20 protein-coding genes are annotated in these 20,330 nt (G+C 59.1%); 12 read left to right on the plus strand and 8 right to left on the minus strand.

What is annotated here, in order from left to right:
- Nucleotides 1-6 precede the first annotated feature (6 nt).
- The gene (gene ligD / locus C5F70_RS08380; RefSeq protein ID WP_104903087.1) at nt 7-1,512 is read right to left on the minus strand and encodes a DNA ligase D; all 1,506 of its coding nucleotides are present in this window, start codon (nt 1,510-1,512) and stop codon (nt 7-9) included.
- A 212-nt stretch (nt 1,513-1,724) separates the two neighbouring features.
- Here ligD and C5F70_RS08385 point away from each other — a divergent pair, with 212 nt between their 5' ends.
- On the plus strand, nt 1,725-2,042 hold the full coding sequence (locus C5F70_RS08385; protein ID WP_017847267.1) for a hypothetical protein: 318 nt from the start codon (nt 1,725-1,727) through the stop codon (nt 2,040-2,042).
- Nucleotides 2,043-2,064: 22 nt separating this feature from the next.
- The gene (locus C5F70_RS08390) at nt 2,065-3,222 is read left to right on the plus strand and encodes a PQQ-dependent sugar dehydrogenase (RefSeq protein ID WP_057005535.1); all 1,158 of its coding nucleotides are present in this window, start codon (nt 2,065-2,067) and stop codon (nt 3,220-3,222) included.
- A 36-nt stretch (nt 3,223-3,258) separates the two neighbouring features.
- On the opposite strand, the gene C5F70_RS08395 is transcribed toward C5F70_RS08390, so the two are convergent.
- A complete protein-coding gene (locus C5F70_RS08395; RefSeq protein WP_046383231.1) occupies nt 3,259-3,738 on the minus strand; it encodes a nuclear transport factor 2 family protein in 480 nt (159 codons plus the stop codon).
- Between the two features lie 54 nt (nt 3,739-3,792).
- A complete protein-coding gene (locus C5F70_RS08400; RefSeq protein WP_104903088.1) occupies nt 3,793-4,344 on the minus strand; it encodes a TetR/AcrR family transcriptional regulator in 552 nt (183 codons plus the stop codon).
- Between the two features lie 124 nt (nt 4,345-4,468).
- Between C5F70_RS08400 and pssA the strand changes: the two genes are divergently transcribed.
- Together pssA and C5F70_RS08410 are read left to right on the plus strand one after the other, a co-directional pair.
- Entirely contained in the window at nt 4,469-5,812 is a 1,344-nt protein-coding gene (gene pssA, locus C5F70_RS08405) for a CDP-diacylglycerol--serine O-phosphatidyltransferase (RefSeq protein ID WP_017847271.1), read from the plus strand.
- Between the two features lie 147 nt (nt 5,813-5,959).
- Entirely contained in the window at nt 5,960-9,373 is a 3,414-nt protein-coding gene (locus C5F70_RS08410; RefSeq protein WP_104903089.1) for a hypothetical protein, read from the plus strand.
- A 5-nt stretch (nt 9,374-9,378) separates the two neighbouring features.
- On the opposite strand, the gene efeO (C5F70_RS08415) is transcribed toward C5F70_RS08410, so the two are convergent.
- Genes efeO (C5F70_RS08415) through efeU form a run of 4 tightly spaced genes read right to left on the minus strand, consistent with a single transcriptional unit; the run spans nt 9,379 to nt 13,590 of the window.
- Entirely contained in the window at nt 9,379-10,197 is an 819-nt protein-coding gene (gene efeO / locus C5F70_RS08415; RefSeq protein WP_017847273.1) for an iron uptake system protein EfeO, read from the minus strand.
- A 15-nt stretch (nt 10,198-10,212) separates the two neighbouring features.
- Nucleotides 10,213-11,517, minus strand: a complete 1,305-nt coding sequence (efeB, locus tag C5F70_RS08420; protein ID WP_104904547.1) for an iron uptake transporter deferrochelatase/peroxidase subunit — start codon at nt 11,515-11,517, stop codon at nt 10,213-10,215.
- A gap of 14 nt (nt 11,518-11,531) precedes the next feature.
- The gene (gene efeO, locus C5F70_RS08425) at nt 11,532-12,734 is read right to left on the minus strand and encodes an iron uptake system protein EfeO (protein ID WP_017847275.1); all 1,203 of its coding nucleotides are present in this window, start codon (nt 12,732-12,734) and stop codon (nt 11,532-11,534) included.
- Nucleotides 12,735-12,744: 10 nt separating this feature from the next.
- Entirely contained in the window at nt 12,745-13,590 is an 846-nt protein-coding gene (efeU, locus tag C5F70_RS08430; protein ID WP_104903090.1) for an iron uptake transporter permease EfeU, read from the minus strand.
- A gap of 167 nt (nt 13,591-13,757) precedes the next feature.
- Between efeU and C5F70_RS08435 the strand changes: the two genes are divergently transcribed.
- Nucleotides 13,758-14,780 (plus strand): AraC family transcriptional regulator, encoded by a 1,023-nt coding sequence (locus C5F70_RS08435; protein WP_046486474.1) that lies wholly within the window; start codon nt 13,758-13,760, stop codon nt 14,778-14,780.
- A gap of 309 nt (nt 14,781-15,089) precedes the next feature.
- Here the strand turns inward: C5F70_RS08435 and C5F70_RS30990 are convergent, their stop codons facing one another.
- Entirely contained in the window at nt 15,090-15,338 is a 249-nt protein-coding gene (locus tag C5F70_RS30990) for a hypothetical protein (RefSeq protein ID WP_256588372.1), read from the minus strand.
- 430 nt (nt 15,339-15,768) lie between these two features.
- Between C5F70_RS30990 and C5F70_RS08445 the strand changes: the two genes are divergently transcribed.
- From C5F70_RS08445 to C5F70_RS08475, 7 genes are all read left to right on the plus strand, one after another.
- Nucleotides 15,769-16,716, plus strand: a complete 948-nt coding sequence (locus C5F70_RS08445; RefSeq protein ID WP_104903091.1) for a hypothetical protein — start codon at nt 15,769-15,771, stop codon at nt 16,714-16,716.
- Nucleotides 16,706-17,083 carry a hypothetical protein gene (locus tag C5F70_RS08450; RefSeq protein WP_104903092.1) on the plus strand — a complete coding sequence of 126 codons (378 nt, stop codon included), beginning with the start codon at nt 16,706-16,708 and terminating at the stop codon, nt 17,081-17,083. Before C5F70_RS08445 ends, C5F70_RS08450 begins: the two co-directional genes overlap by 11 nt.
- Complete coding sequence (locus tag C5F70_RS08455) at nt 17,068-17,463, plus strand: hypothetical protein (RefSeq protein WP_256588373.1); 396 nt, start codon at nt 17,068-17,070, stop codon at nt 17,461-17,463. The genes C5F70_RS08450 and C5F70_RS08455 overlap by 16 nt, the downstream gene beginning before the upstream one ends.
- A gap of 111 nt (nt 17,464-17,574) precedes the next feature.
- A complete protein-coding gene (locus C5F70_RS08460) occupies nt 17,575-17,952 on the plus strand; it encodes a hypothetical protein (RefSeq protein WP_104903094.1) in 378 nt (125 codons plus the stop codon).
- Between the two features lie 410 nt (nt 17,953-18,362).
- Complete coding sequence (locus tag C5F70_RS08465) at nt 18,363-19,310, plus strand: hypothetical protein (RefSeq protein ID WP_104903095.1); 948 nt, start codon at nt 18,363-18,365, stop codon at nt 19,308-19,310.
- Complete coding sequence (locus C5F70_RS08470) at nt 19,300-19,689, plus strand: hypothetical protein (RefSeq protein ID WP_017847280.1); 390 nt, start codon at nt 19,300-19,302, stop codon at nt 19,687-19,689. The genes C5F70_RS08465 and C5F70_RS08470 overlap by 11 nt, the downstream gene beginning before the upstream one ends.
- A gap of 172 nt (nt 19,690-19,861) precedes the next feature.
- Nucleotides 19,862-20,251: a hypothetical protein gene (locus tag C5F70_RS08475; RefSeq protein WP_079443682.1), complete on the plus strand. Its 390-nt coding sequence runs from the start codon at nt 19,862-19,864 to the stop codon at nt 20,249-20,251.
- The last annotated feature ends 79 nt before the right edge of the window (nt 20,252-20,330 follow it).

Genomic DNA, 20,330 nt, shown 5'->3' on the forward strand with positions numbered 1-20,330 from the left:
CGCGACTCACTGCGGTGGCGTCGCGCCCAACGTGTCCCACATCTGTTTGCTGAGCCTCTGCCTGTTGGCATAACCCGCCCACGGGTCGCCCTTCAAACCCTGCAACCGCTGTTGCAGGTTGGCGACCGTCCACTGCTGGGCGCCGCGCAACCCCTTCAACTCCTCGCGACTGACTGGCACCGACACCGGCAGGCCGGGGCGTGCGCGCACTGAATAGGCCGCCACCGTACTGGCACCGCGCGCGTTACGCAGGTAATCGATGAAGATCTTGCCCTGTCGATTCTTCGGCCCGGAGGTGGCGGTGAAGCGTTCCGGCAGGCGTTGGGTCATGAACTGGGCGATCGCTTTGGCGAAGGCTTTCACGGTGGCCCAATCATCGCGGCGCGCCAGCGGGATCATCAGGTGCAGGCCTTTGCCGCCGCTGGTCTTGACGAAGGCTTGCAGGCCCAACTCGTCGAGCACCGACAAGGTCAACTGCGCCGCCTCCAGCATGGCTTTCCACGGCAGGGCCGGATCGGGGTCGAGGTCGAGGACGAACAGGTCCGGGGTTTCGATCTTGTCCGAGGTGGCACCCCAGGTGTGCAGTTCGACGGTACCCATCTGCACCGCACCGATCAGGGCGGCGAGGCTGTCGATCTGCATCAGGCGCGCATGGTCAGGGTCCAGGCGCTGGTCCAGTTGCTTGATATGGGGAATCGCCAGGTGCTCCGAGTGCTTCTGGAAAAATTGCTCGCCGTCGATGCCCTCCGGCGCCCTCAGCAAGGAAACGGGGCGGTGACGCAGGAAGGGCAGCAGCCATTCGCTGATGCTCTGGTAAAACTGCGCCAGTTGCAGCTTGCGGGTGCCGCTGGCGAGATCGATGACGCGCTCGGCATGGGTGATCTGCACACCGGCGAGGGTGACCGACGTGGCGGTCTTTTGCGGCGCGGGCGTGGGCCTGGCGTTCCCCACGCAGGCACCGCTGAGCACGCTTTGCGGCTGGGCTTCGGTGATGTCGTAGTCGCTGGCCGGGCGGGCGTGCCGGTCGTTTTCCTTGATCAGCAGCCACCGTTCCTTGTCGCCGCTGCCTTTGAGGTGGGTGCGTACCAAGGCCCAATCGCCTGAGAGTTTTTCGCCGGCCAGGGTGAATTCCAGTTTGCCGGCGGCGTAGGCGGTTTGTGGATCGTCGTGGGGGTGCCAAATGCCACGGTCCCAGACGATCACATCGCCGGCGCCGTATTGGCCGGCCGGAATGCTGCCTTCGAAACTGCCGTAGCTCAAGGGGTGGTCTTCGACTTGCACCGCCAGGCGTTTCTGGCTGGGGTCGAGGCTGGGGCCCTTGGGCACCGCCCAGCTCTTGAGCACGCCATCGAGCTCAAGGCGCAGATCGTAGTGCAGATTGCGTGCGTCGTGCTTCTGGATCACGAACGTCAGCGCCGATGTATTGCGCTGCGCGCCCGACGCGGCGCCGGAAGGTTCGGCGGTGATCTTGAAGTCGCGTTTGCGGTTGTATTCGCTCAGGGGCTTTGCCATATCGTGCTCCCTATCTTGGTCGGCTCAAGAGGCCTTTTCGCTGGCTTTTTACACACCTGGCATCCGTGCGATCGCTGGCGTGGAAGTTGCGGTGCGCGGATGCTCGGACAGAACGTGTTACATCTAATGAGAAACTATTTAGTTACCAAAGGCGAACCCAAAGCGTAGCGTGGTATCGAAAGCATGTACTCCTCGTCCCAAGAGGCTTTGTCATGATCACCTGTGTGCGACATCTTGCAGCATTGGCGCTAGGCCTGGCGCTTTGCGCCAGTGCCCAGGCGCAAAACTTGCCCGGCAGCAATGACGCCAACAATAGCCCGATCCACCGGGCCAATCCCAACAGTATGCAGGGCACCCAGCCCAATGCGCCGGCGATTCGCGGCATCCAGACCGGGCCGACCACGCGCACGCCGACCCTGGAAAACGGCGGCATCGGCAATCGCTATCCGCAACGCCAGGCTGCGCCTAGCCGCCCGGCGACGGAAACCAAAGCCCCCACGGTTGACGCCAACGGCAATCGCCGGCCTTGAGCGCCGGTAAGGACCCCGTCTTATGTCTCTACGCAAAACCCTGCTTGCCGCGTGTTGCGCAAGCGCCTTATTGCCGCTGACAACGCTGTATGCCGCCGAAGCCCAGCAGTTTCCCAGCGAACAAGGCAGCATCAGCGCCACGCCGATCGCCAAAGGCCTGGATCATCCGTGGGCCGTGGCGTTTTTACCGGACAAACAGGGCTACCTCGTCACCGAGCGTCCCGGCCACCTGCGGGTCGTCAGCCCGGATGGCAAATTGTCGGCGCCGCTGACCGGCGTGCCTGAGGTCTGGGCCAAGGGCCAGGGTGGTTTGCTCGATGTGGTGCTGTCGCCGGACTTCAAACAGGACCGCCTGGTGTACCTGTCATATGCCGAAGGCGGCGGCAAGGGCGGCACAGCCGGCACTGCGGTCGGTCGCGGGCGGTTGGCGGATGACCTGAGCGGTTTGCGCGACTTCAAGGTGATCCTGCGCCAGGAGCCCAAGCTCTCCACCGGCAATCATTTCGGCTCGCGCCTGGCCTTTGATCGCGACGGCTACCTGTTCGTCACCCTGGGTGAAAACAACGACCGACCCACCGCCCAGGACCTGGACAAGCTGCAAGGCAAGGTGGTGCGGATCTACCCGGACGGCCGCGTGCCGGATGACAACCCCTTTGTCGGGCAGCCGGGCGTGCGCCCCGAAATCTGGTCCTACGGCCAGCGCAATCCGCAGGGGCTGGCGTTGAACCCGTGGAACGGCACGCTCTGGGAAAACGAGCACGGGCCGCGTGGCGGAGATGAAATCAACATCATCGAACGCGGCAAGAACTACGGCTGGCCCATGGCGACTCATGGCATCAACTATTCGCTGACACCGATCCCCGAGGCCAAGGGCAAGGTGGTGGACGGTACTGTGGCGCCGCACCATGTGTGGGAGAAATCCCCGGCGATCAGTGGCATGGCATTCTACGATGCCGACCGCTTCCAGGCATGGCAGCACAATCTGTTCATTGGCGCACTGGCCAGCCGGGAGCTGATTCGCCTGCAGTTCGACGGCGACAAGGCGATCCATGAAGAGCGCTTGCTCGGCGGCTTGAATGCGCGGATTCGCGACGTGCGGCAAGGGCCGGATGGCTTTTTGTATGTATTGACCGATGAGGATGATGGGGTGTTGTACCGAGTGGGTCTGAACCAGGATTGAGCAATAAGCCGCAAGCTTCACGCTTGCGGCTACAGGCTAGAGTCCCAACTCCGACAGCCCCGGATGATCGTCCGGACGCCGTCCCAACGGCCAATGGAACTTGCGCTCGCTGTCCTTGATCGGCATGTCGTTGATGCAGGCAAAACGGTTGGCCATCAGGCCGTGCTGGTCAAATTCCCAGTTTTCGTTGCCGTAGGAACGGAACCAGTTGCCCGAGTCGTCGTGCCACTCATAGGCATAGCGCACCGCGATACGGTTATCGCTGAACGCCCACAATTCCTTGATCAACCGGTAATCCAACTCCTTGGCCCATTTGCGGCTGAGGAAGTCTTTGGCTTGTTCGCGGTTGTAGGCGAATTCAGCGCGGTTACGCCACTTGGTGTCCAGGGTGTAGGCCAGGGACACCCGATGCGGGTCGCGGGAGTTCCAGCCGTCTTCGGCCAGGCGGACTTTTTCGATGGCCGACTCGCGGGTAAACGGCGGCAGAGGTGGGCGGGTTTCTGCAGGGGATGACATTGGGCGGCTCCTTAAAACAATAAGGGTTGATCGAAAGTTGCGATGCCTGTGGGTTTAAAGTCCCAATAGCGTTCGTGCCATGGATTGCGCCGTATCCGCCGCGATTGCATCGCCCGTCACCAGGGCCACGGTAATGGCGCCATCGATCAGGATCAGCAGTTGCGCGGCCTGCCGTTGCGGCTCGGGCGTGCCATGGGCTTGACACAGTTCGAGCAGGTACTCGAAGAGTTTGTGTTTATGCGCCTTCGCCAGCAGGCGTACCGGGGCTTGCGGGTCGCCGGTTTCGCCGCTGGTGTTGATGAATGCGCAGCCGCGAAAGTCCGCCGAACCGAACCAGGCCTTGAGCGCGTCGAACACTGCGAGCAGGCGCTCGCCGCTGTCTTCACGGCGTTCCACCTCGGCCCGCAGCCAGTGCATCCAGCGCGCGTCGCGACGTTGCAGGGCCGCGATCACCAGTTCGTCCTTATTGGCGAAATAGCGGTAGATGCTCTTTCGGGAGACACCGGCGGTTTTCACCAGGAAGTCCATGCCAGTGGCGGCGATGCCGTGGCGATAGATCAGCTTCTCGGTGACGTCGAGGATAATGTTGCGGGTAATATCGTTCATGTGCCATACAGTAGAACGATCGTTCTTCTTTCGCAACAAGGTTTTTCACTGACTGGCCACGAGACCTGAGCACCCCCATGGTGTAAGCTCTGGGCCTCTTCGGATTCGACCCATTGCGAGCCTTATGCCGTCGTTCTTCAAACGTTCCCTGTTGCCCAAACTGCGCGCTTTCCCACTCTCCACCGAGGCGATTGAGGTGCTGTCCGGCGCCGCTGCGTTTCGTCGTTGCCTGCTGGAGAAAATTTCCCAGGCTACCCAACGCATCTATATCGTCGCGCTGTACTTGCAGCAGGACGAGGCGGGGCAGGAGATCTACGACGCCTTGCACGCCGCCAAGGCCGCACGCCCGGAGCTGGACATCGTGGTGCTGGTCGATTGGCTGCGCGCCCAGCGCGGGCTGATCGGCGCCGGTAAACAGCCGGGCAACAGCGCCTGGTACCAGGCCATGACCCAAAGCCATGCCACCGAGGTGCCGGTCTACGGCGTGCCGGTGCAGACCCGCGAACTGTTCGGCGTGTTGCACCTCAAGGGCTTTGTGATCGACGACAGCGTGCTGTACAGCGGCGCCAGCCTGAACAACGTGTATTTGCACAAATTCGACAAGTACCGTTTCGACCGTTACCACCTGATCCACAGCGCACCGCTGGCGGATTCGATGCAACACCTGGTGGAGCACGGGCTGATGGCATCCAAGGCCGTGCATCGCCTCGACTTGCCCAACCCGCCGACGACCCGCAGCCTGCGCAACGATATCGGCGACCTGCGCAGCCGCCTCAAGCACGCGGCCTACGACACCACCAGCGGCCAGTTGCCCAACGGCCACCTGTCTGTCAGCCCCTTGCTCGGTGTCGGTAAGAACAACCCCCTGAGCCGGGTGATCCTCGAACTGATCGCCAGCGCCCAGCATCAACTGACCATTTGCACGCCATACTTCAACCTGCCGCTGCCGGTGACCCGGGAAATCAACCGCGCCCTGGCGCGCGGGGTGAAGATCGACATCATCGTCGGCGACAAGACCGCCAACGACTTCTACATTTCGCCCAGCGAGCCGTTCAAGGTGATCGCGGCCTTGCCGTACCTCTATGAAATCAGCCTGCGCCGCTTTGCCAAGCGCCATCAGCCGATGATCGACAGCGGCCAATTGAACCTGCACCTGTGGCGCGACGGCGACAACACCTACCATCTCAAAGGCATGTGGGTCGACCAGCGTTATACGTTGCTGACCGGCAACAACCTCAACCCACGCGCGTTCCGCCTTGACCTGGAAAACGCCTTGCTGATCGATGACCCCAAGAGCGAGTGGCTGGAACCCCGGCGCACCGAGCTGGCGCAGATTTTCCAGCACACCACGCGCATCGAAGGTTATCAGCAACTGCAGACCCTGGTGGATTACCCGCAGGCAGTCGGCAAGTTCCTGCGCCGCGTCAGCCGCGTGCGGATCGAGCGGTTGTTGTATCGCATTCTGTAACACGGGCATCGCGCAACGAACTCTCTTGCTGCCTTCAAAGCCTTGAGAGTTCGCCTACACGCAGCGCTGGCCCAGGCGGGTATGTTTTCTCTCGACAGTTCTTAAGGACAAGAACTCTTGCCATTCACTGGTAGAGAGGAACTAGAAATGTCGCCCGTCTCCCCAATCCTTCATGCCCGTTCGCCAATTCCGCTGGCGCTGAGCGCCGCGCCGGCGCCGATTGGCAGCATCATCCCCGAAACCGTTGTGCGCTACCGGCGCGCGGCGCCATCCGATCTACCGGCCAGCGCGGCGCCGCCATGGACCTTGCAGCCAGCGCCGGCCACGTCGGCGGAGGCCGATCATCAGTTACACACGGCGTTGAGCACCTCGGCCCTGCGTCAGTTAGCGGACTCGAGCGTCCAGATTCCCCATGGCGCCACGATTCGTCCAGGCTTCGAGGCGCTGCGCAGTGCCTTCAATACCGCCGAGATGCGGGCCTGGGTCGCCAGCAAAGGGATGGCCCTGGATACCGTCGTGGTCAAACCCGACTCGGTCAGCGGTTGGGTCGTCGACAGTGGGGTAGCGACACAAAAGACCTTCACCTTGAACGACACCTCGGGATGGTGGCAGGTCAGCGCCAGGCTGCGCGCCGCCGCTGCCGCCCTGGATGTGGCCGGCAACGGGCTTGCGTATGTGCATCCCGAGAGCGAAGGCTTGTCTCGCAACGCGGTGTTGCAGGGGTATGGTATTCCCCCGCCGCACACCGCCGACGAACTGCAGACTGTGCGCCAGGCACTCTCGACGGCGGATTGGTCTGCCTTGTCGCCGGAGGTCAAGGGGCGCCTGGAGCAGCGCAACCTGAGGGCTAGAAAAGTCATCGACGTGATGGACGAGCGCGTGCATCTGGCGGGCACCTTGAGTGAGCGCGTGCGGCACCTCTCCGATGAAGACGAGGTGTTGCTGGCCGACGTGCAAACGCCGATCAGCCGCACCTCGTCGCTGGCGATTGACGGCGCCGAGCAGGCAGCGGTCAGCGAGGTGCTGGCGTCCCATGGGTTGTCGGTGCCGAAGACGGCGCGGGAGGTGCGCAATATCCTGCGCTGGCTCGACGCTGCGCTGCCGCCAGCGCCGGCGCTGGGGGGCTATGCACAGTTGATCGCGCGTCAGTGGGCCCCTGGCGTCTTGTCCGACGCCGACAAACGCTTCGTGGCGGAGTTGAGCGATGACGATACTCCTGGCAACAAGCCTGCGGTGAACCTGCTGCGTGTCCTGGATATCCGCGGGGTGCTTGCTCTCAACAGCGCAGGCACCTTGCGCGCCGACGCTGAGCGCTTCCTTGAGCAGGTCCTGAACAGCCCCGTGGTGTTGAACTGGGGCAGGGCCGTGGCGCGTAATCGCCAGTTCCAGGGCGCGTCCGGCAGCGATCAACTCTCGACGCTCGAAGCCAAGCAGTGGGTGCTGGCGGCCATCATGTTGCAAATCGACCCCGACGCCCCGGGACGCCCCGGGACCATTGCCGGCTATGACATCTACCAACCTGCCAACAATGGGCGGACGCTGGCCTCGGTACGCACGGATATCGAAACGCACCTGTGGAAAAAAACCTCACTGGACCCCAAGGTCGCGCCCCTGTTGGCCCACCTGTTTCTGGCCGCTGCCGCCCCTGAGTTTCTGATTCGGGATGTTCCCTCCACGCTGCGCATGGGGTCTGCGGAATGGGCGGATCTGCGCCTGGGCGTGACCTTTGCCGAACGTCAAGGCGGCGCGGGCAGCTCGCGGGCGATGAGTTACCCGGAAATCATGGCGCTTGCCCGGCTGGATGCACGCACTGCGGACGAGGCGGCAGTGCTGGATAACCACGGCGTCGACGTGTTGCTGGACTGGGGCTTGATGCAAGGGGTTTACGCCAAGACCGCCGACGGTCGCTATACACCGCAGCACTACCAGCAGGCCAGTGAAGCCTTTCAGGCCCAGCGCGAGCAACTCCTGCAGGCCCTGATGGCGTTCAAGACGCCGCTGCCGACACGCCGGGACCAGGCGGTCGCGAACCTGCAGAAGGTGTTCCCGGAACTCAGCGGGCCCCAGTTGCAAGCGTTGCAGGTCTACGTTGCGGACCCGGACGAGCGCCGCAACATGAAGGTCTCGGAACCCAAGATCCGTTCGCTGATCGAGACCTATATGACCGGCGACCTGGTCAGGGACCGCTGGATGCTGCTGGAGGCTGACACTCCCGGCGCCACTGGCGCTGCAAGAACGCCCTTTTCAAACGCACGCCCAAGTCGCACCGAACAAGCTGCCATCGTCAAAAACGTGCGCGCCCTGAATGCCAGGATCAACCGTTTGCCCAGCCTGCCGGGGCAAGTGGTGAGCGAAGTCGACGGCTACCTGGCGAGCCTCAAGCAAGGCTTGGGCATTACCACCAAGCGCATGATCGCCAACTTGCCCCTGGCTGATCGCCAGGCCCTGGAGTATGGCGCCGTCGAGCTGTTTACCCTGCGCGAACAGATCGACGGGGTGCCCACGCTGGACCAGACATCCGCGCAAGTCGAAGCGCGACGAGGGCGCAAAGGCACGCTGATCCGCTGTGACTACAACGGGGAGATCAGCTACTTTGAAGTGTTCCCGGCCAAGATGATGATCGTTAAGCGCACGGACTTACCCGAGCAACTGGTGCTGGGCGGCACCCTCGAAGAGACGCAGCGCACCTACGGACGTTGGGCGCCCTCGACGGTCCTGTTGCAGAACGGCGCAGTGGAGCCGTTCGACTTCACCGCCTACACCTCCGATGCCTTGCCGCGATCGGACGTTTCGTTCGCCGGCATCATTATCGATAAGCTCGGTGATACCTTGCCGGCCGCTCCCGCGGCTGCGGATGGCCGCGTGAGCGCGGCGGTGCCCAACAGCTTTGCATCGCCCCGCAGCCAAGCGATTGTCGACCGGATCATGCAGGGCAATTTCATTCATCACCGCGACAGTGTGCTCAAGTACGCCCAGGGCCAATTACCCCTTGAGCAACAACGAGAAGTGTCGCAACGCAACGACAGTATTTTGCTGAGCATGATTCCGTTTGTCGGGGCCATCGTGGACCTGGCCAAGGGCAATATCATCGAAGGTACGCGGGGCTTGTTGATCGATACGGCCGGTGCGTTTCTAGGTGGCGCGGGAACGGCGGTGCGCTCGTTGGTCAAATCCACCAAGGTCGTCGCGCCTTTTGGCGCCAAGGCATTCCGCGTGCTGGAAAAGGGCGTGAGCGTGGTCAGCGCGTTTTTGAATCCGGTAGATGGCGCTGCCGATCTGTTGGTCAACAGTGCCAAAGGCGTGCTCGCCTTGCCTCGCGCGTTGAACAGCGCGCCCAACGTGTCGGCGTTCGCGAACATGCTCGCGGCGCAGGAAAAGTTGCGCACATTCTTCGGCGTACACGCGGCAATAGATCGCGCGGTGGCAACGCACAATGGGCACCATCAAGGCGTGCCCGTTCGAGCGGTGCAAATGGGCGCGCATTGGTATGCGGCCAATCCTGAAAGCGGCTTGCCGGTCGGTACGCCGTTGGAAGGGTACCGACCGTTGAGCGAGGCCTAGAGGGCTCAGTTCAAACCCAGTTTGCCGCGCAGGGTCGACAGGTCTTCAGCCAGGGTATTGACCGGGCCGACCAAGGCTTTGCGGTCGTTTTCCTTGACCTTGTCGTAGGTCTGGAAACCGCCGTCCGCCGTCTTGTACTTGGCCAGGATCGTGTCCACGCTGGCGAAGTTCTTGTCGACCTTGGCCAGGAAGGCCGTGTCCTGTTTCTCGATCTGGCCGCGGAACAGGTCGACGATTTTCTTCGCGCCGTCGATGTTGCCCTGGAAGTCATACAGGTCGGTGTGGCTGTAGCGGTCTTCCTCGCCGGAGATCTTGGTGGCGGCGACTTCTTCGAGCAGGGCTGCGGCGCCGCCCACGACTTTTTCCGGCGGGAAGGTCAGGCCGGCCACGCGCGTCTGCAGGTCCTTGACGTTGTTGTTCAGGCCGTCGGCCAAGGCGTCGAGGCCGTGGGTGGTGTTTTCGGCGAACAGGCTGTACTCGATACGGTGAAAGCCGGTGAAGTCGTCGGCCTTCACGCCTTTTTCGTGGTCGTCGACCCGCGAATCGATGGCCGCGTCGAGGTCGCTGAACAGCTCGGCGATCGGTTCGATGGCCTCATAATGCACGCGGGTCGGCGCATACAACTGCTTGGCGGTGGCCAGGTCGCCTTTTTTCACCGCGTCGGTGAACGCCTGGGTCTGGGTCGCCAGCTCAGCGATTTGTTCGGTGACGTAGATCTTGTAGTCCGACACCGGGCCTACCAGGTCCAGCGGCGCCGTGGCGGCGAAGGCCGCCAGGGGCGAGAGGGTGATTAACAGCGACAGCGCGAGAGTCGACTTGTTCATGGGACGGTTTCCGCTTTAAGTGTTGGCAGGAGGTTGAACGTGCGTTGCAGCAAGTAGCGTGCGCCCGATGAAATCCTTCGGTCCCGTTGCCCCCGGCAAGGTGAAGAAATACCCGCCGCCGACTGGCTTGAGGTACTCCTCCAGGGGCTCGCCGTTGAGCCGGGTTTGTACGCTGATAAAACCTTTTTCCAGGTCGGCCTGGTAGCAGATGAACAGCAGCCCCATGTCCAACTGACCGTTTTTGTTGACGCCGTTGGAGTAGTTGAACGGCCGGCGCAGGATCAGGTTGGCCTGGGTCTGCGGGGTGCGCGGGTTGGCCAGGCGGATATGGGCATCGAGCTTGGTCAGCTTGCCTTGCGGGTCTTTGCTGTAATCGGGTACTTGGGCTTCGTGCTGGCCACCCATGGGCGCGCCGGTGGACTTGATGCGGCCGATGATGCTTTCCTGTTCCTGCAGCGGCGTGCGGTCCCAACGCTCGACAAAATTGCGAATGATCCGCACCGCCTGGTAGCTGCCATTGGCCGCCCAGGCCGGTTCGTCACTGCCGGGCTGCACCCAGACCACTTGGTCCATGGTCTTGGCATCGTTGGAATTCGGGTTGGCCGAACCGTCACGAAAGCCCAGGAAGTTGCGCGCACTCTGCGCAGGCTCGCCGGGGCGGGCGGGCGCCTGTGGCGGCACGCTGCCTTCCTGCTTCCAGCGCACCAGCAGCAGGTCGGGCAGGTTCTTCACGATGTCGCGCAGGGCGTGGATATTGGTATCCGGAGTGTTGGAGCAAAATTGCAGGCTCAGGTCGCCGTGGCACTGCGCCGCTTCCAACGCATCGTTGGGGAAACCGACCATGCGGATCAGGCGCTTGGGTTTGGCTGCGCTGAGGCCGAAACGCTCATCGAACAGCGATTCGCCGACCGATACGGTGATGGTCAGGTTATCCGGCGTAACCACCGGGCCGAGGATGCCCGAATCGGTGGGCGGCAGTTTCGGGTCGACCTGCGGCACGCTGCCGCCGGTCATCAGGAAGCTGATGCGCTCGTTGAGGGTGCGGAACAGCCGCTCCAAGTCGTCGCGATCAGCAGCCAGGACATCGAAGGCCACCAGCATGCCGCAGGCCGGGCGCGGGGTGACGATGCCGCTTTGGTGCTTGCCGAAAAAATCGTGATGGTCCTGGGTCTTGTCGCTGCGCGGGGCGGTGGTCACTTGCTCGGCGGCAGCAGCCATGGCCGGGCAGCTCAAGGTGCTGCCGGCAAGCGCGGCACCGGTGGCGGCCATGCCCAGCAGGACGCGACGGCGTTGAAGGTCTAACGGTGGTAAATCACTCATGTATGCGGTCGTCTTCACTGTAGGCCGGAGAGGCCAAGGGCGGGGTCGATTCCATCGAGTGCGGCGGCCAGTACCTTGGCCTTGTCGGCGATCTGCTTGCGCTGATCGGCGGTAACACGGTCGTAGCGGCTGAATTGGCCGTCGACTTTCAAACCATCGAGCGCCGTCTCGAACGCGGCGAGGGCCGTGTCGATGTTCGGCAACAGGTCGGCGGCGGACTTGCTCAGCAGCGGACGCATCAGGTCCACCACCTTGCGCGCGGCATCCAGGTTGGCGGCGAAACCGTTCAGGTCGATATGGCTGTAGCGCTCCTCTTCGCCACTGACGGCGCGCACGTCGGCCAGGCTATTGAGGTTGCGCACCACGATGCTCACCAGTTGTTCCGGTGGCAGCGACTGCGCCAGCAACTGTTGTTTGAGGGTGCCGACGTCGCTCACCAGGCGCTGCGCCAGCGGGGCCAGGCCATCGAGGCTGCGTTGCTGGAACAGGCCGTATTCGAGGCGGTGGAAGCCGCTGAAGGCTGGGTCCTGCTCGCGTTTTTCGAAATAATCGGCGCGGGCGTTGATCGCGTTATCCAGTTGCGCCAGGCGTTGCGACGCCGCGGCGAGACGCTGATAAGCCTCGCGGGCCGGCACATACAGCGCCTGAGCCTGGGCCAGGTCACCGGCGTCGATCGCTTGTTGCAAGGCGGTCGTGGCCTTGATCAGAGCGCTGGCCTGGCTGCTCAGGTACACACGGAACTCCGACAACGGCCCGATAAACGCCACCATCGACGGCTTGGCCTTGGCTTGGGCGTCGGATGCCGCCGTCGGCGTTACGTGCAAGGTGCCGCGCGGGTTGCTTAACAGGCCGCAGGTAATTGCATAGTCGCCGGGCAACAGATTGGCATTGATCACCTGGCTCAGGCCCGGCGCGATGTTTTCGCGTTCTTCGACCACCAGCACGCCGTCGAGGATCTCCCATTCCACCGCGCGGTCGGAGCGGTTGATGATGCGAAAACTCGCGCGCCCGGCCGCAACGGTCAGTGCGTTGGGTTCACAAGCGTGGCCGTGAATGGTCACGACGGTTTCATCTTGGTGGGTCTGGCGCTTGGTCGCTGCCAGCTGCGAGGCATAGTAGAACAGGCCGCCGGCGGCGATCATCACGACCGCCGAGCCGGCCACCGCCCAGCGCAAGGCGCGTGGCGGCGAGGCCGGTTGAGGAGTTGGGTTGGACAAGGGACGGTCCTTACGGGTGAGAAACGGAAGAGGGCGCGGCGACCGGCTTGGCGGGTGCCGCGGGCAGGAAGAACATCGCCAGGGCCACCACCAGGTAGATCAGGTAGGCCCCCAGCGTGCTGACGGTCGGCGCATCCTGATAGCCGAACATCCCGGCGAGTACCGAGCCCACCGGGCCATCCATCGGCAACGTCGCGCTGACATCGAACAGCACGCTTTGCAGGTGGTTCCACACGCCGGCTTCATGCAGGGCCTGCACGGAGTTGGCGAGGATGCCGGCGGCCACCACCAGGATGAACAGGCCAGTCCAGCGGAAAAACGCGCCGAGGTTCAGGCGCATGCTGCCGCTGTAAATCAGGAACCCGACGATGATCGCCAGCACCAGGCCGAGCAGGGCACCCAGCGGTGCGCCGGGGCCTTCACTCTGCTGGAACACCGCCAACAAGAAAAATACGGTTTCCAGGCCTTCACGGGCCACGGCGAAAAACACCATCAGGATCAGTGCGGTGACTTGGTGGTGCGAGCCGGCCAGGGCATGGTCGAGGGATTGGTGCAGCGAATGTTTGATCGAGCGTGCAACCTTGCGCATCCAGAACACCATGGAACTGAGAATGCCCACGGCGACCAGGCCGACCACGCCTTCGAACAATTCCTGCTGCTTTTGCGGAAATTCGGCACTCATCAGTTCCAGGCCGCCACCGACCAGCAAGGCCAGGGCCGCGGCGAGGAAGACACCGACCCACACGGCGGGCATCCACTGGCCACGGCCGGTCTGTTGCAGGTAACTGGCGATGATGCCAACGATCAATGCGGCTTCAATGCCTTCGCGCAACATGATGAGAAAGGGAACAAGCATTCGACACCGCAGGGAAATTGGATAGGAAGCTAAGTTGTAACATAATGATACTCATTGCCAAACAAGAAACATTGACCTTTACTGAACGGCGGCTGAACGGTGGTGGCAAAGCTCAAGCGCCCTTATGATGCACCCCACCTTTTGTGCCGTTGGATTGCCCCACACCCATGTCGGAAAAAGACACCATCTCCATCCACCTTGTGCGCGAAGCCCTGTTGCAGAGCTGCGCGTCGGAGGCAGCGAGCGTTGAGGCCTTGAGCAAGGCGGGCATTGCTCCCGAGCTGCTGTTGCAGCCTGGTGCACGTGTCTCGGCCACGACCTACGCTCGGTTGTGGCGCCTGCTGGCGCGGCGCCTGGACGATGAGTTTTTTGGCATGGACCCGCGCCCGCTCAAGTCCGGCAGCCTGGCGTTTCTGTGCCGCGTGGCCATGGCTCAACCGACGGTGGCGGCCGGTCTGGAAACCGGCTTGGCGTTCCTGTCATTGATGTTCGAGCATTTGCCTGCCCAACTGGTGCGCCAGCAAAGCCTGGCGGAAATCGTGCTGCTCGAAACCGAGCCCGAGCCGCGCCGGGCGTTCAGCTATTTCACTTATTGGATGATCGTCCACGGCGTCGCCTGTTGGCTCGCGGGGCGGCGTATACCGATCCTGGCCATCGAACTGCGCTGCCCACAACCGGATTTTTGTGACGATTACCGGGTGATGTTCTCCGACAACCTGCGTTTTGACCGGCCGCGCACGCGCATGATCTTCTCCGCCGATTGCCTCGACCTACCGATCAAGCGCAGCGCCGAAGAACTCAAGCGTTTCCTTGGCCACGCACCGGCCAATATCCTGGTCAAATACCGCGACCCCGACAGCCTGGCCACGCGCATCAAGCACGACCTGCGCCAGATGCCGCCCGAGACCTGGCCGGAAACCGACGGCCTGGCTGCCAACCTGTGCATCTCCGCCTCGACCCTGCGCCGCCGCCTGGCGGAAGAGGGGCAAACGTATCAGGGGCTCAAGGACAGCGTGCGCAAAGAGTTGGCGATTGTCTGGCTGGCCGAACCGCAGATCAGCTTTGCCGAAATTGCCACGCGATTGGGATTTGCCGATGCCAGTTCGTTCTACAAGGCGTTTCGTAAATGGGTCGGGTCGAATCCGGGGCATTATCGTAGTTTGATTTTGAACGAGACAAATCGCCTGTGATGGAGTGAGTGTACGGGATAAAGAGCCAAACCCAGGCACGCTCCTCTATCGAGAGATCACTGCGGGAAGAATTAACAAAAAATGCCAGTGCATTGATTGCATGATTGGCAGCGAACATGCCTTGAACATATTCGGGGATGCCTTGTGACCGCTTCACGTTGGGATGGCTTTCAAGAAACGAAAGGTAATCTTCCAGCTTTTCGTTAAATAAGGCGATTGCCTTGTATTTTACGTCAGTTTCAGCTTGCTGGCCGTTGGCATCAAAAGCACCCAGGCCAGATATGAACATATGAAACGCCTCGCCATCAATTACGTCGTTTTCATAAAGCCGTCTGCCGACTTTTTTAGTTCGTTGGTGGTGATCGATGTCATGTCGTAGTCTTTCAAAAAAGCTTTCAGATCATCAATCGACTCTTGTTTTCGAAGCTTCAACGTGTCCGAAGCTTTTGATTCTTCCGTTATCGTGAATGTATTGACAACTTGTTCCGGGTTCTTTATCTGGAACGGGTTAGACGCTTTGGCGTACCTCATTTGTTCCGCAGTAAATAAAACGGCCATAGTGAAATCCTCCATTAGTCGAAACGTATACTTTTATATCGGGCCACTCTTGTACCTACTTTAAAAAAGTGCCGTGACCGAATGGGCCGTAGGGCAAAGAATTGGCTGGAGGCGACCAATCCAAGGAGATTTTTACATCACAAGACGCTGATGGCCTTCGTGTCCGTTGCATTACTGTGGCCATGTTATTTAATGAAAACAGTCTGTTGGAGTAGATGTTGGGAAGTGTCTGACAGCGATTAGCTTGCGAGGGGTAGTCCATTTCCCAAATTGATCTACCGCGTGCAAATCCACCGGCTAAATCCGCGACAACGCTTGGGCCGTTAATTAGATTACGACGCCATCTTCATTCAATCAGGAATGCACGTATGGCAAGCAATACGCCCACATCAAGCGGCTCCCTTCGCCCACTGCTGCTGAGAGGGTTTTAATGTCTCAGCCCTACGCGTTTATCAATGATTGTCAACAAACCTCAGTTGAACTCAAGGCAAGATTGCGCTTGAGCCAGCACGCCGAAGCCAAGTTCGACAGGCTCAATACCCATATCCGGAACGTTGTGGTGCTGCCGGGGCAGTTGGTCATCATCGGTGATGACTCCACGGCGTTGTGCAAGCCGGAAGAGCATCTGCTGATGCAATCCGCCTGGCGTATCCGCCATAGCGTGATGGCCGAAGGGGGAGATGCCTTTGTCCTGCAAAACTACGATTTGTTGCAGAAACTGCTCGGCTACACGTCGCTCGGTATCGGCACGGCGGAGGATGCTTGGAATCGCCACTTGAAGGCGATCGTCAAAACCCTGGAAGAAATCGATGCCCTGCATAAACAGGCGTTGCGCCGAGGCGGTGGCGCAGCGCGGGAGGAGTTTTTGGCGCGTCGCCAAACCCTGTTCAAAAAACTGGAAGCACAACTGCGCGGGTTTGCCCGTTACGGCACGGGTTTGCGTAATGAAGGCTCGATCAAGAAAATGCTCGGTATTTCCACCAAGAGTTATTTGCATACCGGGGAGATCAGTCGATATGCCGAGAGGATTGCGCGGATTTCCAGGGTGGCGAAAGTACTCAAGGCAGGGACGCCGTTGGGGATTGCTTTGAGCGCTGCGTCCACTGGGCTGGAGATCAAGGAAGCCTGTTCCACGGGGAGGGAAGAGCAGTGTACGAAGGCTAAGTATGTGGAGGTGGGGAAGTTCACGATGGGGGTTGGAGGAGGCGCTCTAGGAGGTTATATAGGATCAAGTTTGTGTCTTGCCGTATTGATACCAACAACCGGTCCAGGCTCACTGGCTTGTCTATTAATCGGTGGCGCGGCTGGGGGGGTTGTAGGAGGTGCGATTGGTAGCAGAGGTGGGGAAATGGTGGGTGAAAAACTCTATGAATATTGACAACTTCCTAAATCCGCTCATCATTTTTTGGATTGAATTAGCCTTGTGTGTTTCGGTCGTCGTTGTCGTACTCATAGGTGTTTTCCTGGCCTATCGACGGCTGGAATATATGGAGCGGCTTTTGAATAAATGCAGTCTCGTCGTATTTCACTCCCGGTTTTGGGACAACTCTGCGCGAGGAAGAATGATGCGGTTGTCTGCAATTACAGTGGCAGTACTACAGCCAAAGAGGAATTTGAAGCGCGGCGTTATTGACTGGCAGCAAGTTCAGGAATTTCCTCGTGGCCTTAAAAACCTGTTCAGGGGAATGCTCTTCGTTGGTGTGGTTTTCTTTGCCTTTGGTACCTATTTTTGGCTTTGCAAATAGTGTTAGGTGTTGACTATTTCTTAAATTCTCGCGTTATGTTTTGGTTTCTGGTGGCGTTAATACTCTCTATCAATATCGTTGTACTAATAGGCGTTTTTCTGGCCTACCGACGTCTCGACTACATGGAGCGCCTTCTGAACAAATGCAGTCTCGTTACCTTCCACTCTCAGTTTTGGGGCAACTCGCCGCGAGGAAGAATGATGCGGTTATCTGCGGTTGCAGTAGCCGTATTACTGCCAACATGGAATCTGAAGCGCGGTGTCATTGACTGGCAGCAAGTCCAGGAGTTTCCTCGCAGCCTGAAAAACTTGTTTCGTGGTATCTATTTCGTCATCGTCGTTGTCTTTATGTGCGGCGTCGTTTTTTGGCTGCGTAAATGAAATAGTGCTCAGTAGGAGGATTCGTCTTAAGTTGCCGATCCAAAAAAGCCGTGGTCGAATGGGGTACGGGAATTGGCAGCAGAGGTGGGGAAATGGTGGGTGAAAAACTCTATGAATATTGATGATCTACTAAGTCCTCATATCATTTTCTGGTTTGAAATAGCGTTGTGTATTTCACTCGGCGTTGCCTTACTGATCTATGCTTTTCTGGCCTATCGGCGTTTGGAATACATGGAGCGCCTTCTGAATAAATGCAGTTTCGTTGTGTTTCACGCCCAGTTTTGGGACAACTCACCGCGAGGGAGAATGATGCGATTCGGTGCGGTCGCAGTAGCAGTATTGCTGCCAAAACGGAACTTGAAACGCGGTGTCATTGACTGGCAGCAAGTCCAGGAGTTTCCTCGCAGCCTGAAAAACTTGTTTCGTGGTATCTATTTCGTCATCGTCGTTGTCTTTATGTGCGGCGTCGTTTTTTGGCTGCGTAAATGAAATAGTATTCAGTAGGAATGTTTTTCTTAAGTTGTTGAGCCAAAAAATCCCCGTGATCGAATGGAGTACGGGGTAAAAAACTGGCTGGATGCGACCAACCAAAGAGACTCTTTACATTGTCTGGTACTAGTGACGTTTCGCGTCATTTGCGTTGCCGCAGTCATATTGGTTAACGAAATTATTCCATTGGAATAGCTATTAGGAAGTGTCTGACAGCTATTGGTAGACGAGGAGAAGTCCATTTCCCAAGTTGATCGACGATGCGCGAATTCACCGGGCAAATCCGCGACAGCGCTTGAGCCGTTAATTAGATTACGACGCCATCTTCATTCAATCAGGAATGCACGTATGGCAAGCAATACGCCCACATCAACCGGCTCCCTTCGCCCACTGCTGCTGAGAGGTTTTTAATGTCTCAGCCCTATGCGTTTATCAATGATTGGCAACAAACCTCAGTTGAACTCAAGGCAAGATTGCGCTTGAGCCAGCACGCCGAAGCCAAGTTCGACAGGCTCAATACCCATATTCGAAACGTTGTGGTGCTGCCGGGGCAGTTGGTCATCATCGGTGATGACTCCACGGCGTTGTGCAAGCCGGAAGAGCATCTGCTGATGCAATCCGCCTGGCGTATCCGCCATAGCGTGATGGCCGAAGGGGGCGACGCCTTTGCCCTGCAAAACTACGATTTGTTGCAGAAACTGCTCGGCTACACGTCGCTCGGTATCGGCACGGCGGGAGATGCGTGGAATCACCACTTGAAGGCGATCGTCAAAACCCTGGAAGAAATCGATGCCCTGCATAAACAGGCGTTGCGCCGAGGCGGTGGCGCAGCGCGGGAGGAGTTTTTGGCGCGTCGCCAAACCCTGTTCAAAAAACTGGAAGCACAACTGCGCGGGTTTGCCCGTTACGGCACGGGTTTGCGTAATGAAGGCTCGATCAAGAAAATGCTCGGTATTTCCACCAAGAGTTATTTGCATACCGGGGAGATCAGTCGATATGCCGAGAGGATTGCGCGGATTTCCAGGGTGGCGAAAGTGCTCAAGGCAGGGACGCCGTTGGGGATTGCTTTGAGCGCTGCGTCCACTGGGCTGGAGATCAAGGAAGCCTGTTCCACGGGGAGGGAGGAGCAGTGCAGGCAGGCGAAATATGTGGAAGTGAGCAAGCTAGGAGGAGGGGTTCTGGGGGGGATGGCAGGTGGGTCTATGGCGGCAGCTTTATGTTTCACCGTACTACTCCCTACAACTGGGCCGGGATCATTGAGTTGCCTGTTAATCGCAGGTGGGACCTTGGGCGCGGTTGGGGGCAGTCTTGGAAGCGAGTTGGGTGAGTACGCAGGGGAGAAAATTTATGAATATTGACTACTGGCTCAATCTTCCTCTTAAGTTCTGGTTTAGTGTGAGCGTTCTGTTTGTAGTCCTTAGCATCAATGTAGTCGGCATTTTCCTGATGTATCGACGATTGGATGAAATGGAGGATCGTTTAAATAAATGCAGCCTTGTCACTTCTAACAAACAGTTCTGGGGCGATTCGATACGAGGAAGAATGATTCGGCTGTGTGCCGTCACCTCAGCGGTTGTTATGCCGTGGTGGAACATAAAGCGCGGTACTGTGGATCGGCAGCAAGTTCAGGATTTTCCTCGCGGTCTCAAGCGCTTGCTTCAGGGAAAGATCCTTGGGGAAGTACTTTTTATGACGTCTGCCATATCCAACATATTTTATAAATGGCTAACACGCTGATCAGCGACACAAAAAAAGCCCCATGACCAAACGGACCACGGGGCTAAAAATTGGCTGGATGCGACCAACCAAAGGAACTCTTTACATCATTTGGCACTGGCGGGGGGAACCGCAGGCGCTGTAAGGGGCAGTTATGGGAGTTAGCTCGGCAAGTAAGTAGGAGAGAAACTATATGAGTATTGATTGTTTTATTTATCATCCGCTGAAGCTCTGGTTTGATTTGACTCTGTTTTTTTTGGTCTTCATCGCCTTTGTGGTTTTGATATACCTGGCTTATCGAAGACTCGACGAAATGGAATATCTTCTAAACAAATGCAGTCTTATCACACCCAATCAACGTGTTTGGGGTAATTCGATTCGAGGAAGAATGATTCGACTATCTGCCGTCACCGCAGCGGTTGTTCTACCAAAGTGGAACGTAAAACGAGGTGCAGTGGATTGGCAGCAGGTACAAGCCTTTCCTCGTAACCTCAAGCGATTGCTTCAGGGAACCCTGCTTGTTGGAGTGCTTTTTCTAATGAGCGCCACCGCTGACATCTTGTATAAGTGGCTACATCAGTAACTGCGACACAAAAAAAGCCCCATGACCAAACAGACCACGGGGCTAAAAATTGGCTGGATGCGACCAACCAAAGGAGCTC

This window comes from Pseudomonas sp. LH1G9, from assembly GCF_002949975.1.
Classification (GTDB): domain Bacteria; phylum Pseudomonadota; class Gammaproteobacteria; order Pseudomonadales; family Pseudomonadaceae; genus Aquipseudomonas; species Aquipseudomonas veronii.